The following is a 20,298-nucleotide window of genomic DNA, read 5'->3' on the forward strand; positions in this document are numbered from 1 at the left end:
TCATGCGCCAAAAGGTCGCGGGCCCGTCAAATACAAGAGAATACAAAGCGCTCGGCTGTCGACACATTGCAGATACAAACATCAGGTTTGATAGGGTCGTCCAATACCTCAAAGAGAGCATCGCCATGTTTCGTAAACTGCAGCAAGCCGCGCGTTTCCTGAGCCAGAGCGGACGTTTGATGGTGGGCATGCCCGACTACGACAATTACGTCGCGCAAATGGCGATCAACCAGCCGGGCGAGCCTGTGATGAGCTATGAGGCGTTTTTCCGCGAGCGTCAGGAAGCGCGGTTTGGCCGTGGGAAATGTAATACGCGGTGTTGCTGAGACAAAGATCCCGTCCACAAGGTCATCCAGAACCCCTGTAGGAGCTGAGCTTGCTCGCGATTGCGGTATGTCTGTGACATCAAGGCTGACTGATGCACCGCTATCGCGAGCAAGCTCGGCTCCTACAGGGATTTGCGCACTTTTAAAGCGCGATGTCCGGCAACTTGCACCAGTGCGAAGCGGTTTCCTGAACCATTCCCCCCTGTAACATCAACCTCTGACAATCCTGCTCACTTCGCCAGAAGCGTTGCGGACACGGCTCTGCAGGTCTGTTTCCAGTTTCTGTGCGCGCTTGGCACAAACACTGCATCCACCCCATCAGCGCCATCTGGAAAAGATGGACCGCCCACTCGGTCAACGACGATCGATCAACCGCACAGGTCGTGGGCAATATCGGTGGATCAGGCATGGCCGTCTGGTTTCAACACCGCAAAAGAACAGGCAAAGACGCCTGGAACCGCAAGGTTTCAGGCGTTTTTTTTTGCTTTTTTTCACCGTGATGGGCTTTGGGCAGGTGTCGTTTATGAATTCCAATGTGGCCACTTTGAACAAGCAGCAAACGCTGATCGTCATCGGCAATGGCATGGTCGGACATCACTGTGTCGAGCAGTTGATCGAGCGCGGTGCCCTTGAACATTATCGCTTGCACGTATTCAGCGAAGAGCCGATGCGCGCCTACGACCGTGTGCATCTGTCGGAATACTTTTCCGGTCGCGATGCCGAGTCGCTGGCACTGAGTGACGCGGCGTTGTACCAGACGCCAGGCGTGACCCTGCACCTGGGAGTGCCGGTGCTGGAAATCGACCGTGCCCGTCGACAGGTGATCACCGCCCAAGGCTCTGTTGCCTACGACAAACTGGTCCTGGCCACCGGTTCCTATCCGTTCGTACCGCCGATCGAAGGCGCCGAAGGCGATTCGCGGCTGGTCTACCGCACCCTTGAAGACCTTGATGCCATTCGCGCTGCTGCAGCCAACGCCAGGCGCGGTGTAGTGGTCGGCGGTGGTTTGCTCGGCCTGGAAGCGGCCAATGCCCTGAAAAGCCTGGGGCTGGAAGCACACGTCGTGGAGTTCGCACCGCGCCTGATGCCGGTGCAACTGGACGATTTGGGTGGGCTGGCGCTCAAGGCGCAGATCGAACGATTGGGCGTCGGTGTTCACCTGTCCCGCGCCACGCAATCGATCAGTGCTGGCGAGCAGTTCCGCTATCGGATGAATTTTGCCAATGACGAATTCCTTGAAACCGACTTGATCGTGTTTTCCGCTGGTATTCGGGCGCAAGATGCCCTGGCTCGCCAATGCGCGCTGGAGATCGGCCCGCGCGGCGGCGTAGTGATCGACGACACGTGCCTGAGCTGCGATCCGAACATTTACGCCATCGGCGAATGCGCATCGTGGAACGGCAGCCTGTTCGGTCTGGTCGCTCCTGGCTACCAGATGGCTCGCAGTGTCGCGGCGCGGTTGTGCGACGACGTCGCCGAACCGTTCCAGGGCGCCGACATGTCGACCAAGCTCAAACTGCTGGGCGTCGATGTCGGCTCCATCGGTGACGCCCATGCCAACACCCCGGGCGCCCGTAGTTACCAGTTCATCGACGAAACCACCGCCAGCTATCGGCGCCTGGTGGTCGATGCCAGCGGCAAACGGGTACTCGGCGCAGTGTTGATCGGCGACAACAGCTATTACGACACGCTGTTGCAATACATGCAGAACGCGATTGCCTTGCCGTCGGAACCGGCCGCGCTGATCCTGCCGTCGTCCGAAGGTGCGCCGACCCTCGGCCCGGGCGCCTTGCCGGAAGCTGCCACCATCTGTTCCTGCCACAACGTGACCAAGGGCGCCATCTGCTCGGCCATCGACGGCGGCTGCACCGACCTCGGCCTGCTCAAGTCGCAGACCAAGGCTGGCACCGGTTGCGGCGGTTGCGCCGGGTTGCTCAAGCAAGTCTTCGAACATGAGCTGATTGCCCGAGGCGTCAGCGTCGACAAGAGCCTGTGCGAACATTTCGCCTACACCCGACAGGAGTTGTATGCACTCGTGCGGGTAGAAGGGGTGATCACCTTCGAAGAACTGTTGGCCAAGCATGGCCGTGGCCACACCGGTTGCGACGTCTGCAAACCGGCGGTGGGCTCGATCCTGGCGTCGTGCTGGAACCAGCCGATCATGGATCCGTCGCTGGTGCCGTTGCAGGACACCAACGATACGTTCATGGCCAACATGCAGAAAAACGGCACCTACTCAGTGGTACCGCGCATTCCCGGGGGCGAGATCACGGCCGACAAACTGATTGCCATCGGCGTGGTGGCGAAGAAATACGACCTCTACACCAAGATCACCGGCGGCCAGCGCATCGACCTGTTCGGCGCGCAGTTGCATGAATTGCCGGACATCTGGGCGGAGCTGATCGAAGCCGGTTTCGAAACCGGCCACGCCTACGGCAAATCGACCCGCACAGTGAAGTCCTGCGTCGGCAGCACCTGGTGTCGCTATGGCGTGCAAGACAGCGTGCAAATGGCGCTGACCATCGAAGACCGCTACAAAGGCCTGCGTTCGCCGCACAAGCTCAAGTTCGCGGTGTCCGGTTGCACCCGTGAATGCGCAGAGGCCCAAAGCAAGGACGTGGGGGTGATCGCTACCGAGAAAGGCTGGAACCTCTATATCGCCGGCAACGGCGGCATGCGTCCACGGCACGCCGAACTGTTCGCCACCGATCTGGATGACGCGACGCTGATCCGTTACATCGATCGCTTCCTGATGTTCTACATCCGCACCGCCGACAAATTGCAGCGCACGTCGGTCTGGCGCGAAAGCCTGGAAGGCGGCCTGGATTACCTCAAGGACGTGATCATCCACGACAGCCTTGGCCTGGGCGCCGAACTCGAGTCGCAGATGCAATTGGTGGTCAATCGCTATGAATGCGAGTGGGCCAACGCCCTCAAGGATCCGGAAAAACTCAAGCGCTTCCGCACCTTCGTCAACGACAAACGCCCGGACCCGGACATTCACTTTGTCCAGGAGCGCGGCCAACGCCGGCCGATCATGGCCGCCGAACTCAACCTGATCCCTGTCACCGAGGAGACTGTCTGATGAGCCTGTCCAATACTCAGCGCGCTGCACGTGTAGAGAATATCGATGCCTGGCAATCGGTGTGCAGCCAGCAGGATCTGGTGAGCGATTCCGGTGTCGTGGTGTGGCTCGACGGTGCGCAAGTGGCGCTGTTTTACCTGCCGGGCGCGGAGGGCAAAAAACTCTACGCCATCGACAACCATGACCCGCAATCCGGGGCCAACGTGATTGGCCGCGGCCTGGTCGGCAGTATCAAGGGGGATCTGGTGGTGGCGTCGCCGATCTACAAACAGCATTTTCGCCTGGAAGACGGTAGCTGCCTGGAGTATCCACAACAGCGTTTGCGGGTCTGGCCGGTGCGGTTGAAGGAAGGGCGGGTGGAAGTCGGGCTGGCCTGACGTTGTACGCGATTCGCATCAGGAGACGCACATGAAGACAGCCGCACAGTTGCTCAAGCTCAAAGTCGTGGAAAACCAGCAGGTGCACAGCATCGCACCGGATGCCATGGTGCTCGAGGCCGTGAAGAAAATGGCCGAGAAGAACGTGGGCGCGTTGCCGGTGATCGAAAAGGGCGAAGTCGTTGGTGTGATAAGCGAGCGTGACTACGCGCGCAAGGTGGTGCTGCTGGGGCGTTCATCAGTCGGCACCCCGGTCAGGGCCATCATGAGTTCTCCGGTGGTTACCGCTGATAGCCAACAAAGCATCGAGCATTGCATGGCGGTCATGACTGACAGCCATTTGCGGCATCTACCGGTTGTTGAGAATGGCGAGCTGATCGGTTTGCTGTCGATCGGCGATCTGGTCAAGCAAGCCATTGTCGAGCAGGCCGACCTGATTCGTCAGTTTGAACATTACATCCGCGGGCACTGAGACACGTTTTTCATCAGCCACGCAAAAGGGGAGGGATCGGAGGGTAGCCGCCGATTCGTCCCCTTTTTTTGCGGGATTATCCAAGCATCAGAATTTGAACGCCTGCCGTCCTACCAACAGCCATTTCCCGTGCTGTTTTTGCCAGATCTGGAAGTTCTCGATTTCAGTCGGGACCACCTCGGTGCCCTTGAGGGCCTGGGCCGAGAAGTGGTGGCGAACCAATGCAACATCGCCGGACAAGGTGATGGTCTGATTCTGCATCTCAAGGGTCTTGAAGGCACTTTTGCCGGTTTCGATGTCGGCGATGAAAGCTTTCTTGTCCTGGATCTTGCCGCTGGAATGACCATAAGTCAGGTTCTCGGCGGTCAATGCCTGCAGTTCGGCGATGTCCTTGTGCAACATGGCCTGGGTCAGGTGATCGACAGCTTGTGCTACCTCCTTGTCCGCGGCAGCAGGAGCGGCTGCAACGTAGCCGCTGAACAGGCAGAAAAATCCGATCAGCAATGTGGTTTTTTTCATGAAGGTTTCCTTGTTGTTGTTTAGGGTGACTGAGCTTGAAAATAGATTTGTCAGTCATCGTACAACCTAGCATGCGCTTGCGGAAAAAAGCGAACTTGCGCCGCAGGTTTTTCTCGAAGTTAAACGTTCGTCACGGTTTTTTATTTCAAGTGTCGGATTTCGAGGAATCAATGCCATGCAGCCCAAAGAACATCCGCGATACGAACTGACGTTGCTGGTGACATTGCTGGTCATCGTCGCGGTTTCCGGTTTTGCCCCGCGCAGCCGGATCGATTGGGCGTTGGAAAATCTGTTGGTGCTGTTGTTGGTGGGTACATTGCTGGCGGTTTATCGGCGGTTTCGTTTGTCTGCGACGTCCATCACCCTGGTATTCGTATTCCTGTGTATTCACGAGTTGGGTTCGCACTACACCTATTCCATGGTGCCTTACGACCGATGGTGTTCCGCCCTTACCGGGTTCAGTTTCGATAAAACCTTTGGCTGGCACCGCAACCATTTCGATCGACTGGTGCATCTGAGTTACGGCCTGTTGATGGTCTTTCCCAATCGTGAAGTGCTGGCGCGGCTGACGCCATTGCGTGGGTTCTGGCTGTTTTTTGTCACCGTGAACATCATGCTTTCCACCTCGGCGGTTTATGAACTGGTGGAGTGGGTGGGCGGCGCTTACCTCTGCGACGACACTGCCAAAGCCTTCGTTGGTGCACAAAACGATCCGTGGGATTCGCAAAAGGACATGGCGCTCGCCATTCTTGGGGCCTTCATCAGCCTGTCGCTGGTTTCGCTGCGCAGCAGCCTGTTCCAACCCGCGTTGCCTACCGCGTGTCGCAAAAACTGCAATCAGTGAAGTCAGCCCTTCAATTCCCGTTTGGTGCAGTCGATAACCTCTTCAGCAATGCAAATTGTGCTGGCGCAAGCCACCCGATAAACGTACGAAGAGGAACCACAGAGTGTCCATTAAACTGCGTTTACTGTTGCTGATCGGCACAGGCGTGATCACTGCCTTGATCATGGGGCTGGTCAGTTACCTGGGCAATGGCCAAATGGCGCAAGCGGTGAAGGACAACGACGTCGGCATGACTGCACTGCGTAACCACCTTGAAGCCGACATGATGCACGACGCCTTGCGCGCCGATGTGCTGTCGGCGATGTTGGTGGGATTGGGCAAAAGCACCAGCAGCCAGGCCGAGGTACGGAGTTCCATCGAGGAGCACTCCACGCGTTTTCGCCAAGTATTGGGCGAAAATTTCAAGCTGCCGGTCAACGACACCTTGAAAACCGCGTTGAACCAAATCAAGCCGAGCCTGGACACCTACATCGGCACCGCCGAACGCATCGTCGCGCTGGCGCTGGAGAATCCGCAAGCCGCGCAAGCGCAACTGGGCACGTTCAACCAGGCTTTCGGCCAACTGGAAGACCAGATGGCGGCGCTCAGCGAGTTGATCGAGAGCAACACGCAACAGACCAGCCAAGGCACAGCGCAAGCCATCAGCAACGCTAACTTCGCACTTGCCTGCGTTCTGGTTGCCAGCCTGTTGCTGCTGTTGGCGCAGGGCCGCTGGGTGATTCTCAGCATCATGGCGCCTTTGCAGACGGCCAGCCGCATTGCCGAGCGCATCGCTCACGGCAACCTCAGCGAAACCATCGTCGAGCCGACCCGCAAGGACGAAGCCAGCACGCTGATTCGCAGCCTCGCCACCATGCAGCGCGATTTACGCGGCATGATCGAAGTGGTGCGCAGCAATGCCCATGGTGTCAGCGGCATGAGCGAGCAACTGAGCAGCGGTTGCCACGAAGTCGCCGGCAGCAGCCAGCAGCAAAGCGCCGCCGCCAGTACCATGGCCGCGGCGGCCAGTGAAATGACGGCAAGCATCGAAGAAATCACCCGGCACGCCGAGCGCGCACTGGATATGGCCAATCAGGCTGAAGCCTTGGCCAAGGATGGTGGGCGGGTGATCCATCAGGTGGTCAACGACATGGACGGCATCGCCCGCTCGGCGCAGCAGTCAGCGCAGGTGATTCGCACGCTGGACAAGGAATCCGAAGGGATTTTCAGCATTATCCAGGTCATCAAGGGCATCGCCGATCAAACCAACCTGCTGGCACTCAACGCCGCCATCGAGGCTGCCCGTGCCGGCGAACAGGGCCGTGGTTTCGCGGTAGTCGCCGACGAAGTGCGCAGCCTGGCCGGGCGTACCAGCGCGTCGACCCAGGAAATCGCCGCCATGGTCTCGCGCATCCAGCAAAGCACCCGCGAAGCGGTGATCAGCATGGAGGAGGGCGTGGCCCAGGTCGACAAAGGCATGGCCGTGACTGCCGACGTCGAACGCGCCATCCGCGAGATCCTCGAAGCCACGCTCAACACCACGCAACTGGTCAACGATATCAGCCGCACCATCGGCGAGCAGAGCCTGGCCAGCAACGAAATCGCCCATCAGGTCGAGATGATCGCCGGCATGTCCGAAGGCAACAGCAAAGTAATCGGGCAAACGGCTACGACGACGGACGAGTTATCGAACCTGGCCGGGCAATTGTCGCAGTCGGTGGATCGGTTTCGGCTTTGATGCCGGAAGAGGCCGACGCATTCAGCATCCCTGTCGCCTGATCCGCCGCCATCGCTGGCAAGCCAGCTCCCACAAGGTCTTAAGGTTGCCGCATGATTTAGGTACGCCGCAAAACCCTGTGGGAGCAGGCTTGCCAGCGAAGAGGCCGGCACATGCAGCATCGATGGCACTAAAGCCGCCATCTCTGGAAAGCCAGCTCCCACAAGGTCCTGTGGTTGCCGCATGATGTAGGCACGCCGCAAAACCCTGTGGGAGCTGGCTTGCCAGTGAAGAGGCCAGCACATTCAGCATTGATGGCACTAAAGCCGCCATCGCTGGCAAGCCCCGCTCCCACAAGGTCCTGTGGTTGCCGCATGATGTAGGCACGCCGCAAAACCCTGTGGGAGCTGGCTTGCCAGCGAAGAGGCCGGCACATGCAGCATCGATGGCACTAAAGCCGCCATCGCTGGAAAGCCAGCTCCCACAAGGTCCTGTGGTTGCCGCATGATGTAGGCACGCCGCAAAACCCTGTGGGAGCTGGCTTGCCAGCGAAGAGACCGGCACATTCAGCATTGATGGCACTTGAGCCGCCGCCATCGCGGGCAAGTTGAATGCGCCAGGTCAGGCAGCACACCTTTTCGGCTCACAGATACTTATCCGTCACCGCCCCCTCCGAAGCGCTGGACACGGTCTTCGCATATTTGGCCAACACCCCGCGCTTGTACTTCGATTCCGGCCGCACCCAGCGCGACTTGCGCTCGGCCAGCTCAGTCGCGGACACATCCAGCGTAAGCTGCCGTGTTTCGGCGTCGATGGTGATTTTGTCGCCATTCTCGATCAACGCAATCGGCCCGCCCTCATAGGCCTCCGGCGTGATATGCCCGACCACGAAACCATGGGAACCCCCGGAAAAACGACCATCGGTGATCAACGCCACATCCTTGCCCAGACCCTTGCCCATCACCGCCGACGTTGGCGAGAGCATTTCGCGCATACCCGGTCCGCCCTTGGGCCCTTCGTAGCGGATCACGATCACTTCGCCGGGCTGAACTTCGCCGTTGAGAATGCCAGCCAGCGCACCTTCTTCACCGTGGTAGACCCGGGCCGTGCCTTCAAAGCGCAAGCCTTCCTTGCCGGTGATCTTGGCGACCGCGCCGGTCGGCGAGAGGTTGCCGTGCAACACCACCAGGTGCGAATCCTTTTTGATCGGCCGGTCGAAGGGCAGGATCACGTCCTGGCCTTCGGGATAGTCGGGCACGTTCTCCAGGTTTTCCGCGAGAGTCTTGCCAGTGACGGTCATGACATCGCCGTGCAGCATGCCGGCCGCGAGCATGCGTTTCATCAGGGGCTGAATGCCGCCGATGGCCACCAGCTCGCTCATCATGTATTTGCCGCTGGGGCGCAGGTCGGCGACCACCGGGGAAATCTTGCCCAGCTCGATGAAGTCGTCCAGGGTCAACTCGACATCCACTGCGTTGGCCATCGCCAATAAATGCAGCACCGCATTGGTCGAGCCGGCGAGGGCGATCACCACGCGGATGGCGTTTTCAAACGCCTTGCGCGTCATGATGTCCCGCGGTTTCAAATCGAGCTTGAGCAGTTCCATGACTTGCTGGCCGGCGCGGAAACTGTCCGAGGCCTTGTCGCCGCCGACGGCGTCCTGGGAGCTCGAGCCCGGCAGGCTCATGCCCAGCGCTTCGATAGCCGAGGCCATGGTGTTGGCGGTGTACATGCCGCCGCAGGAACCGGGGCCGGGGATCGCCACTTCTTCGATCTGCTTGACCTGGATTTCATTGATGTCGCCGCGGGCATGCTGACCGACGGCCTCGAACACGGAAATGATGTCGGTGTGGCCGGCACCGGGGCGGATGGTGCCACCATAGACAAAGATCGACGGCCGATTGAGCCGCGCCATGCCGATCAGGCAGCCCGGCATGTTTTTGTCGCAGCCGCCCACGGTCACCAATCCGTCGAAGCCTTCGCAACCGACCACGACCTCGATGGAATCGGCAATGACCTCGCGGGACACCAGCGAGTACTTCATGCCTTCGGTGCCGTTGGCGATGCCGTCGGAGATAGTGATGGTGTTGAAAATCACGCCTTTGGCGCCGGCGGCGTTTGCGCCTTTTTCCACTTCCAGCGCCAGCTTGTCGATGTGCATGTTGCACGGCGTGACCATCGCCCAGGTCGAGGCAATGCCGACCTGCGGCTTGTTGAAGTCGTCATCGGTGAAACCCACCGCGCGCAACATGGCCCGGGCGGGTGCGGCTTCGACGCCATCGATCACTTGGGAGGAGTACTTGCGCAGATAGTCTGTATCGCTCATGACAATGCATCCTTTGAGGCAAACAGCATCAGTATAGAGGTCCCGCCGCGTCGAGCCGGACTCACGAGTCGGGAACAGACGCGCGGGTGAGCCTTGTCGTGATATTCTTGGCGCAACTTGGTTTGACCTATTCAGTTTTCCTGTCCATGAGACGGGCGAACAGAATCACTGTCGCTCAAGTAGCTGAAGCCAAAAAAGATAAGAAGTCAGTTCAGTAGGGACATATAACGGGGGTCGATGCACAGACATCGGCCTTGTGTGCCCACCCGGTAGTCCTGCTGTGCCGCACCCATGATCTGCCGTGAAACATGGGCTGTGAGCGCGAGGATGGAAGGGCGGATGGCGTTTTATCATAGGTGCTACAGATGTTTAAAAAAGTGAACACAGCCCTGCTGGGGTTGGCTCTGTCGTTGGGGATGACGACGGCTCAGGCCGAAGAAGCCAAGAAAGTCGATGTGCTGCTGATTGGCGGCGGCATCATGAGCGCGACCCTGGGTGTGTGGCTCAATGAGCTGGAACCTGGCACATCGATGGAAATGATCGAGCGCCTCGACGGTGTCGCCCAGGAAAGCTCCAACGGCTGGAACAACGCCGGTACCGGCCACTCCGCCCTGGCTGAGCTGAACTACACCCCGGAAGACGACAAGGGCAACGTGTCGATTCCCAAGGCCGTTGAAATCAACGAAGCCTTCCAGATCTCCCGTCAGTTCTGGGCCTGGCAGGTTCAGCAAGGCGTGTTGAAGAATCCGCGTTCGTTCATCAACTCCACGCCGCACATGAGTTTCGTGTGGGGCGATGACAACATCAAGTTCCTGAAAAAGCGCTACGAAGCCCTGCAAGCGAGCCCGCTGTTCGCCGGCATGCAGTACTCCGAAGACCCGGCTGTGATCAAGAAGTGGGTCCCGCTGATGATGGAAGGGCGTGACCCGAACCAGAAAGTCGCGGCCACCTGGAGCCCGATCGGCACCGACGTGAACTTCGGCGAAATCACCCGTCAGTTCGTTGCGCACCTGCAAACCACGCCGAAATTCGACTTGAAGCTGTCCAGCGAAGTGCAGGACATCACCAAGAACGACGACGGCACGTGGCGTGTCAGCTACAAAAACCTGAAAGACGGCACTAAAACCGAAACCGACGCCAAGTTCGTGTTCATCGGTGCCGGCGGCGGTGCCCTGCATCTGCTGCAAAAGTCCGGCATTCCTGAAGCCAAGGAATACGCAGGTTTCCCGGTGGGCGGCTCGTTCCTCGTGACCGAAAACCCGACCCTCGCCGAGCAACACCTGGCCAAGGCCTACGGTAAAGCTTCCGTTGGCGCACCGCCGATGTCGGTTCCGCACCTGGACACCCGTGTGCTGGACGGCAAGCGCGTGATCCTGTTTGGCCCATTCGCGACCTTCAGCACCAAGTTCCTCAAAGAAGGTTCCTACCTGGACCTGCTGACCACCACCACCACGCACAACGTGTGGCCGATGACCAAGGTCGGCATCAAGGAATACCCGCTGGTCGAGTACCTTGCAGGTCAACTGATGCTGTCGGACGAAGACCGCCTCAACGCCCTGAAAGAATACTTCCCGAATGCCAAGGCCGAAGATTGGCGCCTGTGGCAAGCGGGCCAGCGCGTGCAGATCATCAAGCGTGACGAAGCCGCCGGTGGTGTGCTGAAACTGGGCACCGAAATCGTCGCTTCGCAAGACGGCACCATCGCCGGCCTGCTGGGCGCTTCCCCAGGTGCTTCGACCGCCGCACCGATCATGCTGAGCGTGCTGCAGAAGGTCTTCAAGGACAAGGTCGCCACCCCGGCCTGGCAGGAAAAACTGCACCAGATCGTGCCGAGCTACGGCACTCAGTTGAACGCCAGCCCTGAAAAGGTTGCGCAGGAATGGGCCTACACCGCCAAGGTGCTGGAACTGACCCCGCCGCCGGCGATTGGCCAGGCTGCTCCGGTTACTGTTCCGGCAGAAGCACCGAAAGCACCGAAGGAAAATGCTGCGGCTGATATGGCTTTGTGATCCAGTTGTTCTGCCGTTGAGGTGGGATGCCTGATTTAGCTGATCCGCAGTAAAGAAAACCCGCTGAACCGGTAACGGTCAGCGGGTTTTTTGTGAGCTGTCGGTTGTAGGAGCGAGCCTGCTCGCAATGCACCTGAGAGCGCCCGTGTTTCTTCAGGAAGCACGCGTTATCGTTGACGCCCGTCGCGAGCAGGCTCGCTCCTACAAGGAATGCGCACCTGATCCATATTTTTTATGTTTTCTGCCTCTGTGATGAGTTACTCAAACCCTGTCAGGATAAATTGCACGAAGGATGACTGATATCAGGTTGAGAACGTCTTGATTCATTGCGCCCGTAATTCCATTCAGATATTCATCAAAGCACTAAAAAGCATTCACTTCACTTGGCGTATTTGAGATAAGTACCAAATATCATCATGGCAAGACAAAGTATCCATCCTGTTCCCCATGACACAAACAGCATTCGCTTAAAACCGGTGGGGAAATTTCGGGCTTCGGTGATATCTACAATTCCTCTTTTTGCGCAAGGTCCCGGCATCATGAGAACCATGGTGAGAAAACCGTTGCGCATGACCTTTCCTATAAGACCAGCATGTTGGTACAAGTCTCTGTTTGATTTAACAAAACTACTTTTCTGCAGCAATGCTTCCGCTTCTTCTGTATACACGTGGATCATGTAAAAAAGCCAAAGCTCTACAGCAAAAAGGGAGATAAGTAGAGCTAATGAAATAAGTCCGGAACAAAAGAATATAATTTGTTACTCCGTTCTATAGCATGCTGGTGTCATTTCGATTCGAGGTAGTTAAGGCATCCTTGTAGGATCATAAGAGTGATCGCTAACAACCATGCGAGTCCCCATGATGCTATAAGCATTAGCTTGAGGTGTTTTGGGAACTTCACGACTTCCGCTACATCAACAATATTTCTCTTTGCAGTGAACGATGGCGTTAACAGCAATGTTCGTACTCGGTACCCAGAATCGTTCGAGCTTTGTAGGGCTCCTTTATGCGATATCTCAACGATAGATGTTGATTATATGGCAGGAGATTTATCGATATATTTAATATAAGCTCCAAATATTACAAGGGAGACGGTAAATAGAGAACATGATGCCCAGGACGTAACGAACATCCACTTTAATTTGCGTGGGAAATTTTTTACGTCCTTCAAGTCAACAAGCCCTCTTTTGGCTAATAGTTTTGGATTTAGTAGTGCTAAAGTTAGGAAGCCATTACGCATGGCTTTTCCCATGAGACCTGCTGGTGAATAGATTTTAATATTTAGCTCGACAAAATTACTGTTCGGCAGCAAGTTTTCCGCCTTTTCAGTATAAATATGAACCATATAAATCAGCCACATCAGGATAAATGTATGTGGAACTCCTACGAAGAGTCCAATCAAACCGAGCGGTACTGAGTTCATTGCGCCATTTCGCTGTACAAATATTCGCCAACTATTTCACCGACGTTCTCCCCGAACGTCCCGCCAGCCCATCCTCCCACAGCACCTCCTATCACGCTGCACGCTAAGGCGCCAGTACCTCCAGTAGCAAGGCCTAACACCGCGATACACCCGTACGACGCCGCGAATCCGCCTAGAACACCCCCACCGGTTCCGCCACCCAAGCTAAGTACCAGGGAAGTCCCCTCAACATACTTCGCCTTAGTACACGCTTCCTCCCGCCCCAACGCACACGCCTGCCGGATATCCAGTCCAGTGGAAGCAACCTCCAGCGCGACGCCAATATAAACTCCGCGCTTGATGAGTTTCGCCGCCCTGGCCACTCCACTGACCTTTGTCGCATAACCGGCAATTTCGCCGGTACTCATGTAGCTTTTTGTCGAAATCCCCAACATCCGTTTTATCGAACCCTGATAACGAAGTCCGGAGCCCCAGGATGCTACGTTGCCAAGCTGATTTTCCAGCTTGGCGAACAGCAGGGCGCGTTCGCTGTAAAACCTGTCTCGGGCTGTTATTGAGCCGCTGCGCAGGTACTTTTTATGGGCTTGGTCGATTTCCTCCAGCGTAGTCTTGATTGCGGCCATGTGCTTGCTCCAGCCGTCACTGACGACACCGGCACCAATAGCGCCTTGAGCAAGCATGCCTTGCAGCAGTTCGTAGTTATCGAGAAAGAAGTCGTCAGCATCGACCTGATTGGTTAACAGGCCGATATGGATGTCCCGCGCCCTGGCCATCAAGTAGGCTTCTTCGCTGGTGCTCATAGGTGTAGACACATCACCGATGATCACCAACTCGCCAGCCAGCACCACGGAATTGACGATATGGCTGTTGAGTGCATCAAACTTGCTTTTGGCGATGCCGGTCAGGGCCAGTTGAGCCTTGAGTGACGCGTAGGTTTGCGATTGCGCATTGATGAACGCCAAAGGCTGTGCCATGTCAGCCTCACGAGTAGCGCTTGTTGTTGATGCGATCCCAGCCGCCCGCGATGTTGCCGCCACCGGCGCCGTCGCTGCGTTTTTGCTGGGTATAGACCGTTTTGATGCGGCCGTAGTCCAGTTGCACTATTTCAACGGGAATCCCTGCGGCGGCATTTTGCAGGTAGTCGGCGATAATCACTTCTTCGAGCACGATCTCGAAGTACTTGAGCTTGTCGCCGCCTGCACGGCTTAGAACCAGAGTGACCTCTTTCAGGTGTTCACCGGCGCAGCTGGCTTCCATCAGTTTGCAACTGGACTTGTCGAGTTCTTTGGTGAAAGTGAAAGTGCTGAGCGTCGTGCGCCCGGCAGTCGCGCCACCCGCTGAACTGGCGGTGGCGGAAGTACTTTGCTGAGTGCCAAAGCTGTAGCTGTTGACCTCGATCCAGTTCCGATGCTGCTCGTCCAAGGCTTCGCCCGGGATACCTTCGATTTTGATGTAAGCGTCAAATGCCATATGACCGCTCCTTGGCAATGGGGTTATTTATCCATGTTCGCAGGAGGGAATGTACGGGTTTCGAAACGGAGAAGGGCGCATTCAGCGATCGCTGATCATTCGAATCGGACGGTTCCTATTATGTTTTGGCTGGTGGATGTAAGACGTTTCCGTTCACGCCCATCGCGAGCAGGCTCGCTCCTACAGGGATTTGTATCTGATCCGTATTATTTTATGTTTTCTGCATCTGTAATGAGTGCAGTTTGCGCCTCACTATAGTGACCCGTTCCGCGACTCGGACGCGGTGCACCGCAACTTCAATATGCAGGAGGCCTTTATGGGCAAAATGGCGATTTTCCTCGGTGGTTTTTTGGTTGTGACGATTCTGATTGGCGTGCTCGCGACCATTTCGCCGGTGTGAATGACGGTTCAGTTCTTTTGCGCAATCTGGATCAGATTGCCGCACGTATCATCGAACACCGCGGTCGTCACCGGCCCCATCGCTGTTGGTGGCTGAGTGAAGTGCACGCCAGCAGCGAGCAGCCGTTGGTACTCGGCGTGAACGTCGTCGACGCCGAATGAGGTGTAGGGAATCCCATCCTGTTTGATCGCCGACTTGAACGGTTTCGCTGCCGGATGGGCATCGGGCTCCAACAGCAATTCGACGCCGTCTGGATCGCCGGTCGAGGTGAGCGTCAGCCAGCGGAACTGGCCCATCGGGATGTCATGCTTGAGTTCAAAACCGAGTACGTCCCGGTAGAAGGCCAGTGCCTTGTCCTGGTCGTCGACCATCACGCTGGTGACTACGATTTTCATGAGTTTTTCCTCCTGGATGAAGCGCAGTATTCTGCAAACAGCGTAGCGGGTGGCGGTGCCGGTGTTTACGATGGGCGACCACAGGGATCGAGGTTAAAACATGACATTGACGAACGAAGCATTGGTCAGGATCGCCATGACCAATCCCCTGAACGCTGAAATCAGCAGGCGCCTGCCCGCACTGGGTCTGAACCAGTGCATGCTCACTGCCGGATGTTTGTTCCAGGCGGTGTGGAATCGTCAATCGCAACAGTCGACGGCTTGGGGGGTGAAGGATTACGACGTTTTCTACTTCGATGATGATTTGTCATGGGAGGCTGAGAACGATGTCATCCAAGCCGCCCAACGCTTGTTCCACGACCTTGATGCCAACATCGAAATCAAGAATCAGGCCCGCGTTCATCTCTGGTACGGCCAGCGATTTGGTGGGGCCTATCCTCAGCTTGAATCAGCCAAGGACGGGATTGATCGCTACCTGATTGCGGGTACCTGCATTGGTCTGGATGTCGTCACCGGCGAAGTCTACGCGCCCAATGGGCTGGCCGACACCGAGTCAGGACTGCTGCGTATCAATCCCAAAAATCCCAAAATCGAACTGTTCGAACAGAAGGCCAAAAGTTACCAGGCGCGCTGGCCCTGGCTGAGGATCATCGAGCCGCAGCTTTCATGAACGCTGGTGGCGGTAGTTACTTCGATACCGCTGTCTGCTTGATATCCCCACAAAAAATATCAACGTTGCCATCGGTCGCAGCCGTGCGCACGAGTATGTGATGCTCACTGGTCAGCAGTTCAGGCAATGCCACCGGTACGCTTCTGGAAAAGGTCCAGCCGCGTATGGGTTGGCGCTCGGTGTTGACTCGGTCGTTCATGGCGTAGGCGACCGGGCCGGGCTGCTGGCAGCTGCCTTTGTTGATAAAACTGTAGAGGCGCAAGGGCAGGGTGGATCCCATTGGAGCGCCGCTGATGAAGAAGCTCAGTCCGGTCTGTTTGCCCCAATCGGACAACGTGACATTGCCGATCTGACCGGCATTCTGTCGGGTCGCATCAAGGTTCACGAAGACGCCATGGTTTGAGGATGAGGTGCAGCCGTAGACACCGAGGGTGATCGTCAGCGCCGCCAGTGAATATCTGAGTTTCATTGCTGCACTCCTTTGTTGAACATGAGCGGATGTCGCTGATTGATCACTCTGCGGCTGACAGCGGCGCTGCGCTATCGGCCGTGCGCGGCGTCGGCGAGTTGCCCGGTGTCGACCCGGACGAAAACCGAGTCGCCCACCGCTGTCAGTACGTCCCCGGCGAAGACCTCGCAGATGACTCGGGTTTTGCGTCCGACTTCGCCTTCAACGGTCGCCCGCAACGTCAGCGGCACGCCCATGGGTGTCGGCTTGATGAATTTGATGCCCAGGTTGCCGGTGACGCAATTGATCCGCGGCAGGCTCGCGACTTCGCGGTTTTCCTGACGGTAATGAAAGGCCATCGCCGTCCAGTTCGAGTGGCAGTCCACCAGCATCGCGATCAAGCCGCCGTAGACCAGGTCCGGCCAGCCGCAGTATTTGGTTTCGGGTACATGCTCGGCAACGACATGTTTGCCGTCCTCATGCCAGTAACTCTTGATGTGCAGTCCGTGTGGGTTGCTGCCACCGCAGCCGTAACAAACGCCGTCGGGTGCAGCGGTGTCTTGCAGGGAAGTCTCTGGGTTGGACATGTCTTGATTATCCGAAAAATGTGAATCCAGTGTTCAAGGGTGAATGTACCCGCTGCTACGGCGGCGTTAAATGCGTGCCAACGCCTGTGCGAGATCCGCGCGCAAGTCTTCGACGTCCTCGACTCCCACCGACAGTCGCACCAGCGCATCACCGATGCCCAGTTGCGCGCGGGTTTCCACGGGGATGGTGGCGTGGGTCATGATCGCCGGGTGTTCGATCAGGCTTTCAACGCCGCCCAGGCTTTCAGCGAGGGCGAAGATCTGCACGTTTTCGAGGAAGCGTCTGGAGCCGGCCAGGTCAGTATTGAGGTCGACGGAAATCATCCCGCCGAAGCCGCGCATTTGCTGGCGCGCCAGTTCGTGCTGCGGGTGTGAGGGCAGGCCTGGGTAGTACACGCGCGCCACTTGCGGTTGTTGCTCCAGCCATTGCGCCAGTTCCAGCGCGTTGCTGCAGTGGCGCTCCATGCGCAGCGCCAGGGTCTTGACCCCGCGCAAGGTGAGAAAGGCATCGAACGGCCCGGCGATGGCGCCCACGGCGTTTTGCAGGAAACCCAGGCGCTCCGCCAGTTCGGCGTTCTGGCCGACCACAGCGATGCCGCCGATTACATCCGAGTGACCGTTCAAATACTTGGTGGTCGAGTGCAGCACGATATCGAAACCCAGCTCCAGTGGCCGTTGGATCCACGGACTGGCAAAGGTGTTGTCGGCCACGCAGATGATGTCGCGAGCGCGGCAGATGCGGGCGATGGCGGCCAGGTCCGAGAGGCGCAGCAGCGGATTGCTCGGCGTCTCGACCATGACCATGCGCGTGTCTTCCTGTAACGCCGCCTCGAACGCCGACAGGTCGGTCAGGTCGACAAAACTGAATCGATGCCCGGCGCTGCGTTGGCGCACTTTGTCGAACAGGCGGAAAGTCCCACCGTACAAGTCGTTGCCAGAAACGATGTGCGAGCCCGCATCGAGCAGTTCCAGCACCGTGGAAATGGTCGCCAGGCCGGAAGCGAAGGCGAACGCCCGGGAGCCGCCCTCCAGATCAGCCACGCAGCGTTCCAGTGCCCAGCGTGTCGGGTTGTGCGAGCGCCCGTAGTCGAGGCCCTTGTGTACGCCCGGACTTTGCTGCAGGTAAGTGGAGTTGGCATAGATTGGCGGCATCAACGCCCCGGTGGACGGGTCCGGCTCTTGCCCGGCGTGAATCACTCGGGTGGCAAAACCATGGGAGGCGCTCGTTTTATCGTGCTGACTCATGCAAGGGATCTCCGTAGATGATTGAGCAAGTCGACCCGGGTGATCAGGCCGTGGAAGCCTGTGGTATCGGCGATGATCGCCACCAGTCCGCGGTCGAGTTCTTCCTGCAGTTCAGCGAGGCTGGCGGCGGGTGGCAGGGTTTGCAGTTTGTCGGTCATGGCGTCGGCGACAGTCAGGCGGAAGTGCGAAGCGTCCTGATGCACCCGCAGCAAAATGTCGGATTCATCGATCACCCCGACCAGGCGCTGGCCGTCGATCAGCACCGGCAGTTGCGAGACGTCCGCCAGGCGCATGCGCTGGAACGCGGTGAGCAATGTGTCGTCGGGACCGACGCTGATCACCCGGCCGTCCTCGAAGCGTCGCGCAATCAGGTCGCGCAGGTCGCCGTAGCGTTTGCTTTGCAGCAAGCCCTGGTCGCTCATCCATTGGTCGTTGTAGACCTTCGACAGATAGCGAGTGCCGGTGTCGCAGACAAAGCTGACCACGCGTTTCGGTACGGTCTGTTCGCGGCAATAGCGCAACGCCGCTGCTAACAGGGTGCCGGTCGAAGAGCCACCGAGGATGCCTTCGGCGCGCAATAACTGGCGAGCGTGATCGAAGCTTTCTTCATCGCTGATCGAGTAGGCGTGGCCCACGCTGGAGAGGTCGGCAATCGACGGGATAAAGTCCTCGCCGATGCCTTCCACTGCCCAGGAGCCCGGGGTGCCGATGGCGCCGCTGCGGCTGTATTCGGCCATCACTGAGCCGACCGGGTCGGCCAGCACCATCTCCAGCTCCGGCTGTACGCGCTTGAAGAAACGGGTCAGGCCGGTCAGTGTGCCGGCCGAACCGACACCGACGACAATGGCATCGACATCGTGCTGGGTCTGCGCCCAGATCTCCGGCGCGGTGCTGCACTCGTGGGCCAACGGGTTGGCCGGATTGTTGAATTGATCAGCAAAAAAGGCATCGGGAATCTCACTCGCCAAACGTCCGGCAACGTCCTGGTAATACTCCGGATGACCCTTGCCGACATCGGATCGGGTGATGTGAACTTCGGCGCCCATGGCCTTGAGGTGCAGCACTTTCTCGGTGGACATCTTGTCCGGCACCACCAGCACCACCCGGTAACCTTTGGCGCGACCGACCAGCGCCAGGCCCAGGCCGGTATTGCCAGCGGTGGCTTCGACGATCGTGCCACCGGGTCGCAGGCGACCGTCGCGCTCGGCGGCGTCGATCATGGCCAGACCGATGCGGTCCTTGATGGAGCCGCCGGGGTTTTGTGATTCGAGCTTGAGAAACAGGGTGCAGGGGCCGGTATCGAAACGGCTGACACGCACCAGTGGCGTGTTGCCGATCAGTTCAAGTACCGCGGGGCGGGAGTTATCAGGCATGTGGTCACCTCACTGCGCAAATGCGCACAGGATGAACAAAAGGGGCGGCCGGTCATGGCGCCGGTTGTCGATATTGTTGTGTCTGGACCATAGGCCGGGATCGGCTCATTCGCAACCGCTCCCGGTCAGTCGGTCGCGTTGCCGGGCGATACAATGGCGATGATTTCAGAGCGGATTTGGCAGAGCCTGCCAAGGCTGCCAGTGACCCCGACGTTGGGGAAATACCCTGAATCCGGTGACCTGTTTGGGGGGCTGCATTTGACTGGCTGTACGAGGGAGATAGATGCAGGAGAAAGTGGAAAAACAAAGATTCAGAGCGTGACAATAATCATCACCAGATTAACTTCCTGCATCAGTTGCGTAATGCTCACAAGCCCCGTGGCTTGCATCGCCGCCATGAGCATTGCCGGTTGTGGTGTCAGTGAGAGTGTGGCCAGCAGTTGAATATCCGGCGCAACTTTCTCGATAAGGCCAATGGCCGCGAACGTTGCGCCGGTCACCCAGACGGCCACCGCGGCTGCGGCTACGGTGGCGATGATGATCACGGCAGCGACCAAGGCAGTGATGAGCACTGCCATCATTGCTTGTCCTGCCATGACCACCTCCGCCGATTGATGAGTGCCTGAATCTGCCA

The 20,298-nt window shown here is 58.0% G+C and carries 21 protein-coding genes and 1 pseudogene; 10 read left to right on the forward strand and 12 right to left on the reverse strand.

Features of this window, described 5'->3' with window-relative positions; all coding sequences use genetic code 11:
• Positions 1-125 precede the first annotated feature (125 nt).
• The 4 genes from ASD60_RS07320 (at position 126) to ASD60_RS07335 (ending at position 4,260) form a co-directional block, all read left to right on the forward strand.
• Positions 126-326, forward strand: a complete 201-nt coding sequence (locus tag ASD60_RS07320) for a YbdD/YjiX family protein (RefSeq protein ID WP_056853361.1) — start codon at positions 126-128, stop codon at positions 324-326.
• Positions 327-849: 523 nt separating this feature from the next.
• Complete coding sequence (nirB, locus tag ASD60_RS07325; protein WP_056853362.1) at positions 850-3,411, forward strand: nitrite reductase large subunit NirB; 2,562 nt, start codon at positions 850-852, stop codon at positions 3,409-3,411.
• Positions 3,411-3,788, forward strand: coding sequence for a nitrite reductase small subunit NirD (nirD, locus tag ASD60_RS07330; protein WP_056853363.1), 378 nt, complete (start codon positions 3,411-3,413; stop codon positions 3,786-3,788). The genes nirB and nirD overlap by 1 nt, the downstream gene beginning before the upstream one ends.
• A gap of 31 nt (positions 3,789-3,819) precedes the next feature.
• Positions 3,820-4,260 carry a CBS domain-containing protein gene (locus ASD60_RS07335; RefSeq protein WP_056853364.1) on the forward strand — a complete coding sequence of 147 codons (441 nt, stop codon included), beginning with the start codon at positions 3,820-3,822 and terminating at the stop codon, positions 4,258-4,260.
• 87 nt (positions 4,261-4,347) lie between these two features.
• On the opposite strand, the gene ASD60_RS07340 is transcribed toward ASD60_RS07335, so the two are convergent.
• Positions 4,348-4,779 (reverse strand): nuclear transport factor 2 family protein, encoded by a 432-nt coding sequence (locus tag ASD60_RS07340; RefSeq protein WP_056853365.1) that lies wholly within the window; start codon positions 4,777-4,779, stop codon positions 4,348-4,350.
• 175 nt (positions 4,780-4,954) lie between these two features.
• On the opposite strand from ASD60_RS07340, the gene ASD60_RS07345 reads away from it, so the two are divergent.
• The 3 genes and pseudogenes from ASD60_RS07345 (at position 4,955) to ASD60_RS29825 (ending at position 7,340) form a co-directional block, all read left to right on the forward strand.
• Positions 4,955-5,623 carry a DUF2238 domain-containing protein gene (locus ASD60_RS07345; RefSeq protein WP_056853366.1) on the forward strand — a complete coding sequence of 223 codons (669 nt, stop codon included), beginning with the start codon at positions 4,955-4,957 and terminating at the stop codon, positions 5,621-5,623.
• Between the two features lie 103 nt (positions 5,624-5,726).
• Positions 5,727-6,482: pseudogene (locus ASD60_RS29820) on the forward strand (MCP four helix bundle domain-containing protein); the annotation flags it as partial.
• Between the two features lie 132 nt (positions 6,483-6,614).
• A complete protein-coding gene (locus ASD60_RS29825) occupies positions 6,615-7,340 on the forward strand; it encodes a methyl-accepting chemotaxis protein (protein WP_442965989.1) in 726 nt (241 codons plus the stop codon).
• Between the two features lie 622 nt (positions 7,341-7,962).
• Here the strand turns inward: ASD60_RS29825 and ilvD are convergent.
• Positions 7,963-9,645 carry a dihydroxy-acid dehydratase gene (ilvD, locus tag ASD60_RS07355; RefSeq protein ID WP_056853368.1) on the reverse strand — a complete coding sequence of 561 codons (1,683 nt, stop codon included), beginning with the start codon at positions 9,643-9,645 and terminating at the stop codon, positions 7,963-7,965.
• A 365-nt stretch (positions 9,646-10,010) separates the two neighbouring features.
• Between ilvD and mqo the strand changes: the two genes are divergently transcribed.
• The gene (gene mqo / locus ASD60_RS07360; RefSeq protein WP_056853369.1) at positions 10,011-11,654 is read left to right on the forward strand and encodes a malate dehydrogenase (quinone); all 1,644 of its coding nucleotides are present in this window, start codon (positions 10,011-10,013) and stop codon (positions 11,652-11,654) included.
• 379 nt (positions 11,655-12,033) lie between these two features.
• Here mqo and ASD60_RS07365 read toward each other — a convergent pair whose 3' ends face one another.
• From ASD60_RS07365 to ASD60_RS07380, 4 genes are all read right to left on the reverse strand, one after another.
• On the reverse strand, positions 12,034-12,321 hold the full coding sequence (locus ASD60_RS07365; RefSeq protein ID WP_156386256.1) for a hypothetical protein: 288 nt from the start codon (positions 12,319-12,321) through the stop codon (positions 12,034-12,036).
• Positions 12,322-12,686: 365 nt separating this feature from the next.
• Positions 12,687-13,076 carry a hypothetical protein gene (locus ASD60_RS07370; protein WP_131107523.1) on the reverse strand — a complete coding sequence of 130 codons (390 nt, stop codon included), beginning with the start codon at positions 13,074-13,076 and terminating at the stop codon, positions 12,687-12,689.
• Positions 13,073-14,050, reverse strand: coding sequence for a hypothetical protein (locus ASD60_RS07375; protein WP_056853372.1), 978 nt, complete (start codon positions 14,048-14,050; stop codon positions 13,073-13,075). The genes ASD60_RS07370 and ASD60_RS07375 overlap by 4 nt, the downstream gene beginning before the upstream one ends.
• 7 nt (positions 14,051-14,057) lie before the next feature.
• Positions 14,058-14,546 carry an Hcp family type VI secretion system effector gene (locus tag ASD60_RS07380; protein WP_056853373.1) on the reverse strand — a complete coding sequence of 163 codons (489 nt, stop codon included), beginning with the start codon at positions 14,544-14,546 and terminating at the stop codon, positions 14,058-14,060.
• 235 nt (positions 14,547-14,781) lie between these two features.
• Between ASD60_RS07380 and ASD60_RS29345 the strand changes: the two genes are divergently transcribed.
• Complete coding sequence (locus tag ASD60_RS29345; RefSeq protein ID WP_177434384.1) at positions 14,782-14,946, forward strand: hypothetical protein; 165 nt, start codon at positions 14,782-14,784, stop codon at positions 14,944-14,946.
• Between the two features lie 8 nt (positions 14,947-14,954).
• Here ASD60_RS29345 and ASD60_RS07385 read toward each other — a convergent pair whose 3' ends face one another.
• Positions 14,955-15,341, reverse strand: a complete 387-nt coding sequence (locus ASD60_RS07385) for a VOC family protein (RefSeq protein ID WP_056853374.1) — start codon at positions 15,339-15,341, stop codon at positions 14,955-14,957.
• A 136-nt stretch (positions 15,342-15,477) separates the two neighbouring features.
• Between ASD60_RS07385 and ASD60_RS07390 the strand changes: the two genes are divergently transcribed.
• Entirely contained in the window at positions 15,478-16,011 is a 534-nt protein-coding gene (locus tag ASD60_RS07390) for a nucleotidyltransferase family protein (RefSeq protein ID WP_236708416.1), read from the forward strand.
• A 16-nt stretch (positions 16,012-16,027) separates the two neighbouring features.
• Here ASD60_RS07390 and ASD60_RS07395 read toward each other — a convergent pair whose 3' ends face one another.
• From ASD60_RS07395 to ASD60_RS07415, 5 genes are all read right to left on the reverse strand, one after another.
• Positions 16,028-16,480, reverse strand: a complete 453-nt coding sequence (locus ASD60_RS07395) for a hypothetical protein (protein WP_056853376.1) — start codon at positions 16,478-16,480, stop codon at positions 16,028-16,030.
• A 71-nt stretch (positions 16,481-16,551) separates the two neighbouring features.
• On the reverse strand, positions 16,552-17,046 hold the full coding sequence (locus ASD60_RS07400; RefSeq protein ID WP_056853377.1) for a PaaI family thioesterase: 495 nt from the start codon (positions 17,044-17,046) through the stop codon (positions 16,552-16,554).
• Positions 17,047-17,112: 66 nt separating this feature from the next.
• Positions 17,113-18,291, reverse strand: a complete 1,179-nt coding sequence (locus ASD60_RS07405) for a trans-sulfuration enzyme family protein (protein WP_056853378.1) — start codon at positions 18,289-18,291, stop codon at positions 17,113-17,115.
• Positions 18,288-19,664 (reverse strand): pyridoxal-phosphate dependent enzyme, encoded by a 1,377-nt coding sequence (locus ASD60_RS07410; protein WP_056853379.1) that lies wholly within the window; start codon positions 19,662-19,664, stop codon positions 18,288-18,290. The genes ASD60_RS07405 and ASD60_RS07410 overlap by 4 nt, the downstream gene beginning before the upstream one ends.
• Positions 19,665-19,975: 311 nt before the next feature.
• On the reverse strand, positions 19,976-20,260 hold the full coding sequence (locus ASD60_RS07415) for a hypothetical protein (protein WP_130906972.1): 285 nt from the start codon (positions 20,258-20,260) through the stop codon (positions 19,976-19,978).
• Between the last annotated feature and the right edge of the window lie 38 nt (positions 20,261-20,298).

It is taken from the genome of Pseudomonas sp. Root562, assembly GCF_001427125.1.
Classification (GTDB): Bacteria; Pseudomonadota; Gammaproteobacteria; order Pseudomonadales; family Pseudomonadaceae; genus Aquipseudomonas.